Consider the following 17404-nt stretch of genomic DNA (forward strand, 5'->3'; position numbering starts at 1 on the left):
ATGCAAGAGCTGGGAGGAATGACACACACATGACAACGATAGCGACATCCATGACATCCAAGCTTGACGTTCAAGCCGGCGATCTGCGCTTTACCTTTTGGGAGAGCGGGGATCTGTACCAGGCCGTAAGCGGCCGGACGATGATCAATCAACTGATGACAAGCCCGCTGGACGGGTCCTTGAACAATCTGTATCTCCGGATTCATGGGGATTCCGGCATCCGGTCCTACCCGCTGCTCGGCGTTCATTCCGGGAGCGCGGTTCGCGCCGGTGAAGGCCGGCTCGTCTGGGAGGGCGCGGCCGAAAGCGTGGCGTATCGGGTGACGTTTGCGCCGGTGAAGCGGGGCGTCTGGTTCTGGGACGTCGAGGCGCGCGGCGACGGGATGGAGATCGACGTCATCTACGGCCAGGATATCGGCGTCGCCGATCCCGGCGCCGTGCTTAATAATGAAGCGTATCTGTCGCAGTATATCGACCACGCCGTATTTAAGGACGAGGCGAAGGGGTATGTCGTCTGTTCGCGCCAGAACCAGCCGCAGGGCGGGGCGTTCCCGTACGTTCAGCAGGGCGCACTGACCGGAGCGGCCGGATTTTCGACCGACGGGTTCCAATTTTTCGGCCGCTCCTACAAGGAGACGAATGTCCCGGCAGCCTTAAGCGAAGCCAAGCTGGCCAATAAAATCTATCAGTACGAATTCGCTTATACGGCGCTTCAATCGCAGCCGGTGGCGCTCAGCGGCGAAGCCCGCTTCGTATTCTACGGTCTCTTCAAGCCGGATCATGCGGCCGCCGTGACGGAGCTGGAATACGCCGATGAGGTGCAGGCGGCCTGGGAGGCGTATCTCGCCGCCGCAGGCACGGCCGCGCCGCTGCGCGAGCTGCCTCCGGTTCGCCTGAAGCCCTCGATTGGCGAACCGCTTCGCGCCCTCTCCCTGAAGGAGGAGGAAGTGAAGGCGCGATTCCCCCGCATTCGCCAGGAGGAGCGCGACGGGCAAGGGCGGCTGCTGGCCTTCTTCACGGACACATACGAGCTTGTCGTGCTGAAGGAGAAGGAACTGCTTGTCGAGCGCCCGCACGGGCATATTCTGATGAGCGGCCGCAGCGTGAAGCTGGGCGGCGACGTCCTGACGACCACTTCCTATATGTACGGGCTTTTCAATTCCCATGTGGTGGTCGGGAACACGAATTTCAACAAACTGATGAGCAACGCCCGCAATCCGCTCAATGTGCCGAAGACGGCGGGGCAGCGCATATACGTGGGAAAGAGAAGGCAAGTACCGGCTGCTGACGATGCCGTCGCTGTTCGAGCTCGGATTCAACTATGCGCGGTGGTATTACAAGACGGAGGACGACATGCTGATCATTACGAACGTCACGGCGGCGGATTCGCCGGAGGTGCGCCTGCATGTGCGTGCGGAGAGCGGCAAGCCGTACCGCTATCTGGTGACGAATCAGGTCACGATGCATGTCAATGAGTATGAACTGCCGGTGCGGATGACCAATGACCAGGGCACGATGATCTTCACCGCGGATCCCGCTTCGCTTAGCGCGGGCGTCTACCCGAAGCTGCAGTACCGCATGCGGGTGGAAGGCGCGGACGCCGCTGCCGGCGACGAGACGGCGCTGGCCGACGGCATCCGTCCCGGCGACGCTTCCCTCGTGACGCTGGAGCTGGGCGCGAGCCCGGAATGGACGTTGACGATTCAGGGGCGGCTGGACGGAGAGGAGCCTGCCCGGTCTTCGCGCGGCATGGGGGAAGAGATTGCGGACTATCGCGAATTTTTCAGAGAGACGATGAACGGCTTCCGGCTGTCGCGCGGCGGCGAGAGTGCGGATGATCTTTTCAAGGTGAACGCCCTCGCTTGGTGGTACACGCATAACATGCTTGTCCACTATGCGGTTCCGCATGGGCTGGAGCAGTATGGCGGGGCAGCCTGGGGAACCCGGGACGTGTGCCAGGGACCGGTCGAATATTTCATGGCGACGCAGAAATACGAGCAGGTCCGGGATATTTTGAAGATGGTCTATTCCCATCAATATGAAGACGACGGCAACTGGCCGCAATGGTTTATGTTCGACAAGTATTTCGCCATCCAGCAGGAGGAGAGCCACGGCGACATTATTGTCTGGCCGCTGAAAGTTTTGGGAGATTATTTGACGGCTACCCGGGATTACAGTATTTTGGAGGAAAAGGTTCCCTATACCATCAAGCGCCGGTTCGATTTCACCGAGCGGACGGCGACCATACTGGAGCATGCGGCGAAGGAAATCGATTATATCCGCACTCATTTCTTGCATGATACGTACCTGTCCTCGTACGGAGACGGGGACTGGGACGACACGCTCCAGCCGGCAAATGCGCAGCTGAAGAAGTATATGGTCAGCAGTTGGACCGTCGCGCTGACTTATCAGGCGCTGAACCAGCTCTCCCGCGCGCTGCTTCCGGCGGATCAAGCGCTTGCGGCCGAGCTGCGGGAGATGGCGTCCGGCATCGCGCGGGACTACCAACGCTATATGCTGGACACGAAGATCATTCCGGGCTTCCTCTATATGGAGGATCCGGAGCATGTGAAGCGGATGCTGCATCCGACGGATACGGATACGGGCATTCAATTCCGGCTGCTGCCGGTGACGCGCTCCATTATCGCGGAATTGGTCGAGCCGGAGCAGGCCGAGGCCAATTACCGACTGATTAAGGATAAGTTGTTCTTCCCGGACGGCGTCCGCCTGATGAACCGTCCGGCCCAATACGCCGGCGGCGTCAGCACGCATTTCAAGCGGGCGGAACAGGCGGCCAACTTCGGCCGCGAGGTCGGGCTTCAATATGTGCATGCGCATATCCGCTATGTGGAAGCGATGGCGAAGCTGGGACATGCGGACGATGTATGGAACGGACTGGAGATCATTAATCCGGTCGGCATTCATGAGGTCGTGCCGAACGCGGAGCTCCGCCAGAGCAATGCCTACTTCAGCAGCTCCGACGGCAAATTCAATACGAGGTACGAGGCTCAGGCCCGTATCGACGCGCTGCGCGAAGGGGAGATTCCAGTGAAGGGAGGCTGGAGAATCTACTCCAGCGGTCCGGGAATCTACATGAATCAGCTCATCTCCAACGCGCTTGGCATCCGGCAGGACAACGGCGATCTCGTGATCGATCCGGTGCTTCCGGCCGGGTTGGACGGGATGCGGTTCGACTTCCGCTTCGCCGGGGCGAAGGTAACCTTCATCTACCGCATTGCGGATGGAGCGGTCAGCCGCGTCGTGATGAACGGGAAGCCGCTGCATGCCGATCGCATATCCAATCCGTATCGCCAGGGCGGTCTGCGCGTGGCGAAGGATGTCTTGGAACGCGAGATGAAGCCGGAGGATCGGAACATAATCGAGATCTTTATGTAGTGGCGCTGCCGGATGTTACAATAGGGTTAACATTACCATTCATTATTAATGCATTGAAGGATTGGCGAACCAACGGAGGAGCGAGGACAAGTGGTTAGTATCAAGGATATCGCTAAAAAAGCCGGAGTTTCGATTTCAACGGTATCTTATGCTCTTAACGGCAGCAGCAAAGTGACGGACGAGACAAGCGCTAAAATTTTGGCGATTGCCAGAGAACTGAACTATGTGCCCAATGCTGCCGCAAGAACATTGAAGAAGAGGGAGTCCAAGATTGTAGGCGTGTTCTTGACGGACTTCAAGGGGGATGTATACGGAGAGCTTCTCGACGGAATGAAGGAAGTCTGCAATGCGCAGGGCTATGATCTGATCGTGTGCAGCGGCAAGCAGTCCCATCGCATGCTTCCCGAGCGGATGATCGACGGCGCCATTATTTTGGACCAGACATTCTCAAGCGAAGAACTGATTCAATACGCGGACCGCAATCACCGCATCGTCGTGCTGGATCGGGAGATGGATCATCCGAATATCAATCAGGTGCTGCTGGACAACAAGGCGGGAGCGACGTTGGCGACGGAATATTTGGTTGAGCGGGGTCACAAGAAAATTTATGTCGTGACGGGCCCCGAGGGCTCGTACGACTCCAATCAGCGGATGAAGGCCGTGAAGCTGGTCGCGAACCGGGCCGAGGATGTGGAATGGATCGAGATTCCGGGCAATTTCAAGAAAAGCGGCGGGGAGCGTGCCGCAGAGCAGATTATCGAGGAGTATACGGGGCCGGCAGCCGTCTTCTGCCTCAATGACGACATGGCGATCGGACTGTGCGACCGGTTGGCCGATACCGGATACCGGATTGGCGAGCATATCCATGTGATCGGCTTCGATAACATCGAGCTGACCCGCTACATGCAGCCGCGTCTCGCCACGATCGATTATTCCAAGCATAAATGGGGCGCGCTGGCCGCGGAGCAGCTCATCAAAATTATTTCCGGGGAAAAGGTCGAGCATGAACGGATTTACGTGACGCTCGTGGAAGGGGAGTCCGTCGGCAGGGGATGATGGGGCTCTGTGAGTGTCAAGTTTTAAACCAATTCAAGTAGGGAGAAACGAGGAAGCCCCTCGTGATAAGCTCTTGGCTTATCATGGGGTGCTTCTTTTTTATGTAGTCACTTTGGATCTTTTTAGCATGGGAAAAGTAAAAAAAGTAATTGGATAACTTTGTATTCCCTTATATTCTTTGTGCTGGTATTATTGTAAATGTAATGTTTTTTTTAATAAAAAAGGAAGAGGGTGTTTGATTTGAAGATTTTCAAGAAAACGTTGGCAGTATTGTTGTCGATGGCAATTATGCTTGCTTTTTTACCAACACCAACATTTGCAGACAATGTTGAGGAGAACTACAATACGATCCGGACAAACGTAGTTGACGAATTTCAATATTGTTGGAACGAAAATTTCTGCATTCTCTACTGCAACGGTTGAAAATGACGGAGTTAAAACCATTAAAATTCGTGAATCCACCCGTTATCAATTTTTTACTCAACAAGAACGTTTTAAAAGATTATTCAGAGATGCTCATAAGGAAAGCGTTATAGAAATTACGGAGGACGGTTAATATTATATTGACGGAGATCAACTGTCTGATGAAGAGCTGAATGCAGAAGTTAATTACGGATCAAATCATTACAGTTTTAGGACGGCCAGCCGGGTTGAATCAGGGGGGCGAGAAGACTTTACATACTACACGAATATGGGGATATCCCCTTACAATTACTTTAAGTGTCTTGCCCGCGAAACATCAAACAATATTTTTATGGACAGTCCTCGGGGCGGTAAGATTACAAAATGGTTATATACGGGTAGCGATTTGTCTGATTTCAAAATGTATGCCAATAATGTTGCTGCAGCGAGAAGTGCGATAGATATAGCTGCTTCTACTTTAGTTGCAGAGGGAGTTGTAACAGTGTTGAGTGGTGCTGCTATCCTTGGGTTAATTGGTTCAGTTCCTTTAGCATTAACCATTTATGAGAATTCGAATAACGGTAATGAAGCAATGCGAAATGCCTACAATCTTTTAGAAAGAGCCGATGGATACCAGCCATCCAGTTAAATACAATGAATAGATTTAAAGTTTTCAAATATTTGGCCGCATTCGGGGTTTTTCTCTGTGGAGTGGCAATACTTTTAAGTAAAGAGAACAAAGCGAAAGCGATGTATATGGGCATTATGCTGCTCATCTCGTCTTTCGGTGTCTTCAATGAGGCCATCGCGTTGCGCGTTAAGAAAGAGAATAAAGCACAGGAAGTGACTGAATATATCATTGGCTCGTTGGTTTTTATTCTTGCATGGCTCATTTTGCTCGGCCTCTTTCACGGGTTTTGATGGTGTCCCAGAGGCAGGTTGCGATTCCGTTCGCGGCCTGCTTTTTTCTTTTCTCCACCCCGGAGACGCGTTCTTTCGTTGAAGCCGCCGCTGGAAGAAGTGCATAAGCTGGCGAACATGCTGGGCACCGATCGCGACAAGGAATTGCGCGACTTGCTATATGATCTATTAGATCAGGATAAGCTGATCGGGTACGGCATCGCCTATCTGGAAGAGCTGCGCAGCCTGATTAACGAGCGGGTCATCGACGACGTGTTCCGCGTGCACGGGGCTGCTCCGGCGGAATTGGTGGCCAGCTCGCGTGATGTCTGCGACATGTTCCGGTTCAGCGACGCGGAGCCTTACGTGAAGGCGCTGGAGTAATTCCTGCTCAATCTGAGCCGCAATGTGTCCAAAGTGCGTCAGGCCCATTCGGAGCGGGAAGAGATGAAGAAAGCGAATCCGCTATATTCGGGAACACTACGGCAAGCCGCTGACGATGGCGAGGGTGTCGAATCATGTCTCGCTCAGCTATACGTATTTGAGTGAGGCGTTCAAGCGGTACACCGGTGACAGCTTCGTGAACGATGTTAAAAAGGTGCGGCTGGAGGAAGCGAAGCGGCTGCTGGCTGGACAACAAAATTGCGGACATCCGCCGCCGGGCCGGATACGAGCATCTCAAGCAATTTACCCGCGTTTTTAAGGAGTTGGAAGGAGTTACTTCGCTCGAAATCGCGCGAAATCGCGCGAAACAAAAAAGTTAGCGCTTTCGCGGCGGCATTGCGGATTGACTCGGCTTTTGTCGGTTCGTTATAATTATGAGCAATATGGTTTGGGAGGCACGGCAATGACACAGCCACATGAAATGATCGTCGTCCTTGATTTCGGAGGACAGTACAACCAGCTTATCGCGCGCCGTATTCGGGACTTGGGGGTATACAGCGAGCTCATTCCTTACAACACCCCCGTGGAAAAGATCAAGGAGCTGAACCCGAAAGGGATCGTGTTCTCCGGCGGCCCGGCCAGCGTATACGAGGAGAACTCGCCGCTGGTGGATGAGGGCGTCTATGAATTGGGCGTTCCGATTCTCGGCATTTGCTATGGAATGCAGATGATGTCCCATCAATTGAAAGGCAAGGTCGAACGCGCAGGCAAGCGCGAATACGGCAAGGCCGAAGTCGTCTTCCAGCCGGGATGCGGGCTTGTCGGCAACCTCGATCCGAACCAGACGGTATGGATGAGCCATACGGACCTGGTCGTCGAGCTGCCGGAAGGCTTCCGCGTCGATGCCGGCACGGAGCATGCGCCGATTGCGGCCATGAGCCACCCGGAGAAGCGCTTCTATGCGGTGCAGTTCCATCCGGAAGTGCGCCACTCGGTACATGGCAACCAGATGATCAAAAACTTCCTCTATGAGGTGTGCGGCTGTCACGGCGACTGGACGATGGAATCGTTCATCGAGGATAAGGTTCGCGAGATTCGCGAGACGGTCGGCGACAAGAAGGTGCTGTGCGCCTTGAGCGGCGGAGTCGATTCCTCGGTCGTGGCGGCTCTGATTCATCGCGCCATCGGCGATCAGCTGACATGCATGTTCATCGATCACGGCCTGCTCCGCAAGGATGAAGCCGAAGGCGTCATGGAGACGTTCGTCGGCAAGTTCGACATGCATGTGGTCAAGATCGACGCGCGCGAGCGCTTCTTGGGCAAGCTGGCCGGCGTGTCCGATCCGGAGCGGAAGCGGAAGATTATCGGGAATGAGTTCATCTATTGCTTCGATGAAGAGTCGGCGAAACTGGGCGAGTTCGATTTCCTGGCGCAGGGCACGCTGTATACCGATATCGTAGAGAGCGGAACGGCAACCGCGCAGACGATCAAGTCTCACCACAACGTGGGCGGCTTGCCGGAGGACATGAAGTTCAAGCTGATCGAGCCGCTGAACGCGCTGTTCAAGGACGAAGTGCGCAAGGTCGGCGAAGAGCTGGGCCTGCCGCGCGCCATCGTATGGCGCCAGCCGTTCCCGGGACCGGGGCTCGCGATTCGCGTGCTTGGGGAAGTGACGGAGGAGAAGCTGAAGATCGTTCGCGAATCGGATGCGATTCTGCGTGACGAGATTGCCAAGGCGGGACTCGACAACGAGATTTGGCAATATTTCACCGCGCTGCCGGACATGAAGAGCGTCGGCGTCATGGGTGACGCCCGCACGTATTCGTACACGGTCGGCATCCGTGCGGTCACGTCCATTGACGGCATGACCGCCGATTGGGCGCGCATTCCGTGGGATATTCTCGAGAAAATCTCGGTCCGCATCGTGAACGAGGTCGACAACGTCAACCGGATCGTCTACGACATTACGTCGAAGCCGCCGGCGACGATTGAATGGGAGTAAGAGGCAAGCAAGGCAGTGCCATACGCCTTCGTTCCATGTGGAACGAAGGCTTTTTTGCCATATCCGGGCGGACATTGGGTGCTTCCTGGTTCGAGAAGAATGCTTCAGAGGTTGGATCCGGGAAAGGGGCTTACCGCCGATTGGAGCATTTTCCTAAGACCGTGGAACCAGATTATTAGCGAAGAATTGAAGGAACTTGAGCCCAACGATATACTGTCTAGGATACATATGGATAACGAAAAGGGAATGCGGATAACGAATTGTCAAAGGAGGCCTCATGTCATGAAAAAGAAAGCAGTAGTCACGATTACGGCGGCAGCGATGGCATTCGGCATTGTCGCGGGCGTCAACGCCGCTCCGGTCTTGGAGAAGATTAGCGCGCAGCTGAACTGGTCCATCAAGTTCCAGGTGAACGGGAAGGAATGGAAGGCGCAGGACAGCGCCGGCAACAAGCTGGCGCCGATTACGTACAGCGGAACCACCTACCTGCCGGTGCGGGCGGTAGCCGATGCGCTGGGCACGGCCGTCGAGTATGACGCCAAGAACCAGACGATTTATTTGGGGGAAAAATCAAGTACGACACCGATTACTTCTGAAAAAATAAAGCTCAGCTACTCCTCGATGTCGACAAAAGACAAGCAATATACGGTTCAAGGGGGCGTCGATTACGGCTCGGGCGTCGTGCTCGATGATCTGAACTCGGCGGCGAAGTCGTTCGAGCTCCAGCCGCAGAATAAATATCAGAAGCTGGACTTGAAAGTATTCGTGCTTGATGTCGAAGGCGAAATCGACGTCAAAATATACGACGACAGCGATACGGTGCTCAAACATGTCAAGTTGTCGGGACAGGACAAAGTTCAGGATATCTCCGTGGATATCGGCGGAAGCAAGAGCATCCGGATCGAAGGCAAGACCCCGGTATTCGACAAAGGCAAAATTTTTGTAACTGGAACTTATCGGTAAGCTAATGAACGGACAACGCCCCGGATTTTTTGGCCAGGGGCGTGCTTTTAGCGGAAGCGAACGTTCTTGTCGCGGGGCGGCAAGGGCGTTTTTATTTACAGCCGTTTACATAAAACACGAACGAATTATAACTTTGGTATATTAATGTTCGGATTTGCCGTTGACAAAATTCGAGTGCAAGCTTTACAATGAGTACGTAACCTCATACGTGCTCTTTTTCGTATAATCCCGGGAATTGGCCCGGGAGTTTCTACGAGATCACCGTAAATGATCTGGCTACGAAGGATTTTGGCACCGGACTGCGCATGCGTCTGTCCGAACGATCTGCCCTGCCTTGCTGCAGCGCGCTTTCCCATTGACAAGGGATGGGGCGCAGCGCTCAGGCGAATGACGGGTGCAGTGTGCCGACCTTATAGCCGGAACTCGGGAGAATCTCCTGAGTTCTTTTTTTGTCCCTTGCGAGGGAAGGTGCTATTAGGTTACTCGGAACAGAGAGATTAATCAGTTCATGGGGAGGATGTAAACGCATGGATCGCTTCTTCAAAATTAAGGAGCAAGGGTCGACGGTAAGAACGGAAATAATGGCAGGGATTACGACCTTCATGACGATGGCATATATTTTGGCCGTCAATCCGAACATTTTGACCGCTTTCGGCAAGACGGGCATGGAATGGTATCCAGTCTTTCTCGCGACTGCGATTGCCGCTGGGATTTTTACGATTGCGATGGGAATTTTCGTCAATTTCCCGGTCGCGCTGGCGCCGGGGATGGGACTTAACGCATATTTCGCTACGGTCATCGTATCGACGGCCGGCTCGGACCACCCGATTACATGGCAGATGGCCTTGACCGCCGTCTTCATTTCCGGGATTGTGTTCTTCCTGCTGACGGTCACGCATATTCGGCAGAAGCTGCTGGAAGCCGTGCCTGACGCGTTGAAGCATGCGATTACCGTTGGTATCGGATTGTTCATTACGATTGTCGGCTTGAAGAACAGCGGCCTGCTGTCGGTATCCGTCGAAACGGTGAACGACGTGCCGAAGGGCGTATTTACGCCGCTGCAAGGCTTCGAGACCGTCTTCGGACTCGGAAGCTTCACCGACCCGAACGTGCTGCTCACGATTATCGGGCTGGCGCTCATTTCGGTATTGATGATTTTGAACGTGCCGGGCGCGATTTTGTTCGGCATCATCGGAACGGCCCTGATTGCCATTCCGATGGGATTGATTGATTTCAGCTCGCTGCAGGGCGCTCAATGGGTGCCTGACTTAACGCAAATGACGGTGTTCGAATTCGACTTCGCCGGCATTATGGGCGTCGGCATTGTGTCGATTATTTTGACCTTCACCTTCGTTGAATTGTTCGATACCTTCGGAACGCTGGTCGGCACGGCGAACCGCGCCGGCTTCATGAAGAACCGCGAAGAAGGCAACAAGCGCGTCGGCAAGGCCATGTTCGTCGATTCCATCGCGGTCGGCGGCGGCGCCGTCCTCGGCACTAGCACCGTGACGGCCTTCGTCGAGAGCTCGGCCGGGGTAGCGGCCGGCGGACGCACCGGGTTGACCTCGGTCACGACGGGCATCTGCTTCTTGCTCTCGCTGTTCCTGGCGCCGGCCATCGCCCTGATTCCGGGACCGGCTACGGCAGCGGCGCTGATTGTCGTCGGCGTCCTGATGATGCAAGCCGTGCGCGAGATCAACTTCAATGACCTGGTCATCGGCATTCCGGCGTTCATGACGATTACGTTCATGCCGTTCACGTACAGCATCGCGAACGGAATCTCCTTCGGCATTCTCGGCTACGTGCTGCTGGCCTTCGTCGCGAACGTATTCGGCAAAGGCGAGCAGAAATATAAAATTCATTGGCTGATGTGGATTTTGTTCGTCCTCGTCATACTCCGCTACGTGTTCATGGGCGGACATTAATAAGGCTTCGGCGCGCCGGCGGCATGAATTCGGCAGCGTCCGTGCAGCAGAAGTTATACCAGCCGTTCATCGGCTTCATCCAAGACTCGCATCCAGGAGGAACTGACTTCATGAAAAAACTCGCAACGACTCTCGCTATGATACTTGCCCTGGGCACGCTGCTCGCAGCCTGCTCCGGCAGCGACAATGCCGAAGGAGGCAAGGACAAGCCGACGGAATTGGTCATCTCGACATGGGGATTTGCCGAAGATGCAATGAAAAAGAACCTGTATGAGCCGTTCGAGAAGAAATACAATGTCAAGATCGTTACCGAGATTGGCAATAACACCGACCGCCTCAACAAGATCCGCCAAGGCAGCTCGAAGGTCGACTTGATCTACTTGTCCGATTATTATGCGCTGCAGGGCATCGAGGAAGGGCTGTTCGAGAAGATCGACCGCAAGAACATCCCGAATATCGAGAACCTGTACGATATCGCCAAGGCCCCGCTCGGCCAGGACTATGGCCCGGCGCATACGGTCGCGCAGCTTGGCCTCGCCTACAACGCGGATGAGGTGAAGGAGCCGGTGGATTCCTGGGAGGATTTGTGGAAGCCGGCTTTCCAGAACAAGCTCGCGCTGCCGAATATTACGATTACGACCGGCCCGATGCTGATCGACATGGCCGCCAAGCATGGAGGCAGCATGGATATGGGCACGGACGCCGCCTTCAAGGCATTGAAAGAGATCAATCCGGGCGTCGTGAAATATTACTCCAAGTCGGCCGATCTCGTGAACATGTTCGCGCAGGGCGAGGTCGTGATCGCGCCGATGCAGGACACGTTCTACGGCAGCGTGTCGGAGGCGGTGCCGTCGGCCAAGTTCGTGACGCCGAAGGAAGGCGCGTATGCGCTGCTCAACACGGTCAACGTCGTCAAAGGATCGAAAAACAAGGAATTGGCTGAGAAATTTATCGACTGGCATCTGAGCCAGGAGGTGCAGCAAGCCAACGCGCTCGATCGGGTCGATTCCCCGACCAACAAGCTCGTTACCTTGACGGAGGAGCAAGCCGCAGGCCTGACCTACGGCGCAGACGTCGTCGAGAACCTGAAGACATTGGATTTGCGCAAGGTGAATCAAGAGATGGCCGAATGGATCGACCGCTGGAACCGGGAGATCGAGTAGGCCGGGATGTATAGAAGGTAGGGAGGGCTGCTGGAATACGCACCCTCTTTTTTATGCCCCCTAGCGGATTACAAGCCAAGACAACAGGAGAACACGACCTATGAAAAAACGATTTTTGTGGCTGCTGCTGCTGCCGGGACTTCTGTTCCTTACGATTTTTATGATTATTCCGATCTTTCTGACGATCGGGTCCACCTTTTTCAATGAAGGACAGTTCACGATTCAAGGCTATGTCAAGCTGCTCGGTGATCCGTATATTTTGAAAATTTTGCTGACGACCCTGGAAGTCAGCCTCGTGACGACCGCCGCCTGCATCCTTATCGGATTCCCGACGGCCTATTACATTTCCAAAAAGAAGGCCCGGGTCAAAGGCATCCTGCTGGCCCTGGCGCTGTTCCCGATGCTGACGAGCGCGATTGTCCGTTCGTTCAGCTGGATGGTCATTCTCGGCAAAAACGGGCTCGTCAACAACCTGCTTACCGGCATCGGCCTTGTTGACGAGCCCTTGAAAATATTGTACACCCCGACGGCCATGATGATTGGCCTCATCCATCTGTTCCTGCCGCTCATGATCATCTCGCTCGTCGGGGTGATGGAGAACATCGACGGCGATCTGCTGCGCGCCTCCGAGAGTCTGGGCGCCTCGCGCTTCAAAGGCTTCATGAGCATCATCGTGCCGCTGTGCGTGCCCGGGCTTATCGTCGGCAGCATTCTTGTCTTCGTCGGCAGCCTGACGGCCTATACGACGCCGCAGCTGCTCGGCGGGAAGCAGCGCGTCATCGCCACGTTCCTCTATCAGAACGCGATGACGCTCAATGATTGGACGATGGCATCCATTATCGCCACAGTGATGATTGTCGTCACGTTCATCATCATCGGATTGATGAACCAACTGGCGCGCAAATTGAATCCGAAGGGGTAACGAACATGAAGGACACACATCGCGGACTCGCCCTGTTTACGGCTCTCGTCTTTGTCTTTTTGCTGGGGCCGCTGCTTATCATTATGGCTACGTCGTTCGGAGACAGCTCCGTGCTCAAATTTCCGCCGGAAGGCTTCTCCTTCCGCTGGTACCGCAATATTTTCGACGTCGAGATGTTCATGACGACGTTCAAGGTGACGATTGTCGTCGCGCTGGCGGGGAACCTGATCGCGCTTCTCATCGGCGTTCCCGCCGCTTATGCCCTCAGCCGCTTCCATTTCCGGGGCAAAGGGCTGCTCAATTCGATTTTCATCTCGCCCATCCTGATACCGGGCGTCGTGCTCGGCTTCACGATGCTGAAATATTTGGTCGTTCAGTTCCAATTGCCGATTTACACCAGCCTGTTAATCGGTCATATCGTACTGATGCTGCCGTTCATCATTCGCGTCATCGCATCGAGCTTGTCGAACTTCGACTATGCGGTCGAGGAAGCGTCCATGAGTCTGGGCGCCAGCCGCCTGAAGACCTTCTTCACGGTCGTGCTGCCGAATATCCGCTCGGGACTGATCGCGGGCGTGCTGCTCGCGTTCCTCGAATCGTTCAATAACGTCGACATCTCGGTCTTCATGACCGGACCGGGGGTCAGCACGCTGCCGATCCAGATGCTGACCTATGTCGAGAACTATTTCGACCCGACCATTGCCGCCATCTCGGTGCTGCTGATGGTGGTGACGGCCCTGCTGATGTTCTTGATCGAGCGCCTGATGGGACTCTCCTACTTCACGAAAAATAACTAGCATAAACGGAGGCCTGACGACCATGGAATACCTTTCCTTGCAAAATATAGCGGTAGCTTATGAAAAAAATACGATTTTAAAAGATTTCTCGCTCAATATTCAGGAAGGGGAGCTGATCTCCCTGCTCGGCCCTTCGGGCTGCGGCAAGACGACGACGCTCCGCCTCATCGCCGGCTTCCTGGAGGCGAAGGACGGCAAGTTCATGTTCAAGGGCAAGGATTACACCAAAAAGCCCGTGAACAAGCGGAACTTCGGCTTCGTCTTCCAGAGCTATGCCCTGTTCCCGCATATGACCGTGTTCGACAATGTCGCTTATGGCCTGCGCCTGCGGAAGGTCGACAAGGCGGAGATCGGGAAGCGCGTCCTCGCCATGCTGGAGATCGTCAATCTGAAGGGCTTCGAGAAGCGCTTCCCGGGCGAGCTCTCCGGCGGTCAGCGCCAGCGCGTCGCGATTGCCCGCGCGCTCGTCATCGAGCCGGATCTGCTGCTGTTCGATGAGCCGCTCAGCAACCTGGACGCCAATCTGCGCGTCAACATGCGCGTCGAGATCCGGCGCATTCAGAAGCAGCTTGGCATAACGACCGTCTATGTCTCGCATGATCAGGAGGAATGCTTCTCGATTTCGGACAAGGTGGCGATTATGAACAAAGGCATCATCGAACAGTTAGACGCGCCGGCGAACATCTACAAATACCCGGCTACCGAATTCGTCGCCCGCTTCATCGGGTTCAACAACTTCATCGCATTCGGAGCCATGAAGCAGGACGGCAACGCCATCACCCTCGAAGGGGAAGGAGATGTGCGGCTGCAGGTCATCCACCGCTCCGGCCATCCGATTACCGATGCGATGAAAGGCGCCATCCGGCCCGATGATCTGATCGTGCTGGCCGAAGGCGAGCTGAACGGCTTCGCCGACAGCGGAGCTGGCGGGCTGAATGGCGCCGCCGGCAAGGAAGCCGGAGTGATAGGAGGACTGACCTCCGAGGAGCTGGCTGCAGGCTGGAATACGATTCCCGGCCGCATCAAAATCAGCACCTTCCTGGGTCGAAGCTATCAATATGTCGTGGAGACGGCTCTTGGCGACTTCACCGTCAACCGGGAAATGGAACAGCCATTCGAACGCGGCATCGCGGTCAAGCTGGTGCTCCCGAAAGAAAAGGTGGTCCTGGTTCGCGCCGAAGCGTAAGCGCGCGAGGGAACATATGCGAACATCGTATTTGGACCTAAGCCTTGGCGATTCAGTAACGTGTTAGTGGCGTACTTATGCCTTATGTATACCGTTACCATGCTGTAAACAAGGTGAAATAACCGGATCAATGCTGAAGTCTATGGTGATTCTGTATGTTTCATTGCTGAAGTCTATGGTGACTCGGTATGTTTCATTGCTGAAGTCTATGGTGACTGAGTATGATTCATTGCTGAAGTCTATGCTGATTTAGTACGTTTCAGGTCCCTGTCGACTTCGGTGCTATGTCACTGCTGAGATCCGTGCCACATTCAGTACCATCCAGCGCGGAATGACAAATAGCGAATTTCGTACTATCCACGCCTTACCGAAGCACTGCTCAATCTTTACGGAATCAAAGCTGAGAATGCCGTCTGACTGGAGAACGACGAATGACGATAGAACGAGGACAACGAGGAGAGTGCAGCCATGAAGATCGATTTGTTGATAAAAGAAGTGCAAGTATTCAACGTATACCTGAAGCGGTTCGTGCCGGGCAATGTCGCCGTGCTTGACGGGCGCTGCCTGTATGTTGGCCAGCGCGGGGAAGAGACATTCGAGGCGGCGCAAACGGTGGAAGGCCGCGGCCGCTATCTGATTCCGGGCCTGGTCGATATCCATCTGCATATCGAGAGCACGATGGTGACGCCGCATACGTTTTCGCACGGAATTATTCGCAACGGCGTGACGACTATCGTCTCCGAGCCGCATGAGATGGCCAATGTATTCGGTCTTGAGGGCGTGCAGGAAATGATCCGGGCCAGCGAAGGCTGCGCCGCCGATATTTTGTACGCTATTCCGAGCTCGGTTCCGTCCACCCCGCTGGAGACGGCGGGCGGCGAGATCGATATCGAGCATATCGATGCGCTGCTGCAGGAAGAGAGCGTCGTCTGCCTCGGGGAGATCATGAACTCGGTCGACGTGCTGCGCGATCCGGACTGCAAGACGAACCGCATCCTCAATCATGTCCGCTCGCACTATCCGAAGCTGGTCATCGAGGGGCATACGCCGAAGAAGCTGGTCGATCTGGAACTGGCCCGCTTCATGTTCGCGAGCGTCGATTCCGACCATACGGAACAGGCGCCGGCCAGCATGCGCGACCGGTTGGCGAACGGCATGTTCCTCGAGATTCAGGAGAAATCGATGACGCCGGACATCATGAAGATTTTAATCGAGGAAGACGTGGCGGAGCTGTTCTGTTTCGTAACGGATGATGTCATGGCCGATTCCTTCATTCAGGACGGGCACCTGAACCATATCGTGCGCAAGGCGATCGCGATGGGGATGGCGCCGGAGCGGGCGATCTACGCGGCGACCTACACGCCGGCCCGGCGCATGCAGCTGCATGACCGCGGCGCCATCGCTCCGAACAAGACGGCGGACTTCGTCCTGCTCAGCAACCTGGAGCAATTCGCGATCGACGCCGTGTACAAGAACGGGCGGCTGGCATATGAGGCCGGAGCGCCTTACGAGCAAGCGGAAGCCGCTCGCCGCTTTCCGGCCCATTTCTATCGCAGCGTCCAGCTTGCCGAGATGACCGCAGCCGACTTCGAGGTCCGGATCGAAGCCGAGGACGGAACCCATTCGTGCCGCGTGATGGAAGTCGTGAACGGCACGACGAATACGAACGAGCTGCACAAGCCGGTCGAGGTAGCTGACGGCCATCTCCAATGGGAGGCCAGCCCGTACGGGCTCATCGCGACATTCGAGCGCTATGGCAAAAACGGCAACCGCGCATACGGCCTGATTACCGGCAATACCATTAAGCGCGGCGCCATCGCGACGACGTATTCGCATGACAACCACAACCTGCTCGTCGTCGGCCACTCCGCCGAGGATATGGCGCTTGCCGCCAACACGGTCATTGCCGATCAAGGCGGCTTCTGCGTCGTGGCGGACGGCAAGGTAATCGCTCATGTGCCGCTTCCGGTCGGCGGCATTCTGTCGGAGCAGCCGCTCGACCAATTCGGCCCGGCAGTGAAGCGGCTGCGCGAAGCGATGGAGTCCCTCGGGTACGAGCACTATAACCCGATTATGTCTCTCAGCACGCACTCGCTTCCGGTCAGCCCTTCGCTCAAAATCACCGATCTCGGACTGATTGACGTCGAAGCGGGCGCCGTCGTTCCGCTGCTGGTCGAAAAATAAGCCGCCGCCCTCAGTGGCGCCAACAGGTTGCGACATTGATCCAATCATCCATTCCCTTTGGCAGCTCACATCATCGGTTCGGGCAGATGGGTCACCTGGCCATCGTCTCGCAACCGGCCGTTAC

The 17404-nt window shown here is 55.4% G+C and carries 14 protein-coding genes, 1 pseudogene and 1 riboswitch; all 15 genes and pseudogenes read left to right on the forward strand.

Annotation, left to right across the window (positions count from 1 at the left end):
- The first annotated feature begins 29 nt into the window (after nt 1-29).
- Nucleotides 30-3396 (forward strand): annotated as a pseudogene (locus OCY70_RS26660) (GH36-type glycosyl hydrolase domain-containing protein).
- A gap of 90 nt (nt 3397-3486) precedes the next feature.
- Nucleotides 3487-4452, forward strand: coding sequence for a LacI family DNA-binding transcriptional regulator (locus OCY70_RS26665; protein ID WP_213427372.1), 966 nt, complete (start codon nt 3487-3489; stop codon nt 4450-4452).
- A gap of 364 nt (nt 4453-4816) precedes the next feature.
- Nucleotides 4817-5008: a hypothetical protein gene (locus OCY70_RS26670; protein ID WP_213427371.1), complete on the forward strand. Its 192-nt coding sequence runs from the start codon at nt 4817-4819 to the stop codon at nt 5006-5008.
- A gap of 252 nt (nt 5009-5260) precedes the next feature.
- The gene (locus OCY70_RS26675; protein ID WP_213427370.1) at nt 5261-5503 is read left to right on the forward strand and encodes a hypothetical protein; all 243 of its coding nucleotides are present in this window, start codon (nt 5261-5263) and stop codon (nt 5501-5503) included.
- Between the two features lie 5 nt (nt 5504-5508).
- The gene (locus tag OCY70_RS26680) at nt 5509-5775 is read left to right on the forward strand and encodes a hypothetical protein (RefSeq protein WP_213427369.1); all 267 of its coding nucleotides are present in this window, start codon (nt 5509-5511) and stop codon (nt 5773-5775) included.
- Between the two features lie 78 nt (nt 5776-5853).
- Entirely contained in the window at nt 5854-6138 is a 285-nt protein-coding gene (locus OCY70_RS26685) for a hypothetical protein (protein ID WP_213427368.1), read from the forward strand.
- Between the two features lie 85 nt (nt 6139-6223).
- Nucleotides 6224-6457, forward strand: coding sequence for a helix-turn-helix domain-containing protein (locus OCY70_RS26690; RefSeq protein WP_261945251.1), 234 nt, complete (start codon nt 6224-6226; stop codon nt 6455-6457).
- 144 nt (nt 6458-6601) lie between these two features.
- Nucleotides 6602-8140, forward strand: a complete 1539-nt coding sequence (gene guaA, locus OCY70_RS26695) for a glutamine-hydrolyzing GMP synthase (protein WP_213427366.1) — start codon at nt 6602-6604, stop codon at nt 8138-8140.
- 282 nt (nt 8141-8422) lie between these two features.
- A complete protein-coding gene (locus OCY70_RS26700) occupies nt 8423-9103 on the forward strand; it encodes a stalk domain-containing protein (protein ID WP_213427365.1) in 681 nt (226 codons plus the stop codon).
- Between the two features lie 198 nt (nt 9104-9301).
- A riboswitch (purine riboswitch) is annotated at nt 9302-9402 on the forward strand.
- Nucleotides 9403-9630: 228 nt separating this feature from the next.
- Nucleotides 9631-11028 carry an NCS2 family permease gene (locus OCY70_RS26705; RefSeq protein ID WP_213427364.1) on the forward strand — a complete coding sequence of 466 codons (1398 nt, stop codon included), beginning with the start codon at nt 9631-9633 and terminating at the stop codon, nt 11026-11028.
- 110 nt (nt 11029-11138) lie between these two features.
- Nucleotides 11139-12191, forward strand: coding sequence for an ABC transporter substrate-binding protein (locus OCY70_RS26710; RefSeq protein WP_213427363.1), 1053 nt, complete (start codon nt 11139-11141; stop codon nt 12189-12191).
- 100 nt (nt 12192-12291) lie between these two features.
- Nucleotides 12292-13113, forward strand: coding sequence for an ABC transporter permease (locus tag OCY70_RS26715; RefSeq protein WP_213427362.1), 822 nt, complete (start codon nt 12292-12294; stop codon nt 13111-13113).
- Nucleotides 13114-13118: 5 nt separating this feature from the next.
- Nucleotides 13119-13910 carry an ABC transporter permease gene (locus OCY70_RS26720; RefSeq protein ID WP_213427361.1) on the forward strand — a complete coding sequence of 264 codons (792 nt, stop codon included), beginning with the start codon at nt 13119-13121 and terminating at the stop codon, nt 13908-13910.
- A 22-nt stretch (nt 13911-13932) separates the two neighbouring features.
- Nucleotides 13933-15096, forward strand: coding sequence for an ABC transporter ATP-binding protein (locus OCY70_RS26725; protein ID WP_213427360.1), 1164 nt, complete (start codon nt 13933-13935; stop codon nt 15094-15096).
- A gap of 468 nt (nt 15097-15564) precedes the next feature.
- A complete protein-coding gene (locus OCY70_RS26730) occupies nt 15565-17280 on the forward strand; it encodes an adenine deaminase (RefSeq protein WP_213427359.1) in 1716 nt (571 codons plus the stop codon).
- Nucleotides 17281-17404 lie beyond the last annotated feature (124 nt).

The organism is Paenibacillus melissococcoides (genome assembly GCA_944800085.1).
Classification (GTDB): domain Bacteria; phylum Bacillota; class Bacilli; order Paenibacillales; family Paenibacillaceae; genus Paenibacillus_B; species Paenibacillus_B melissococcoides.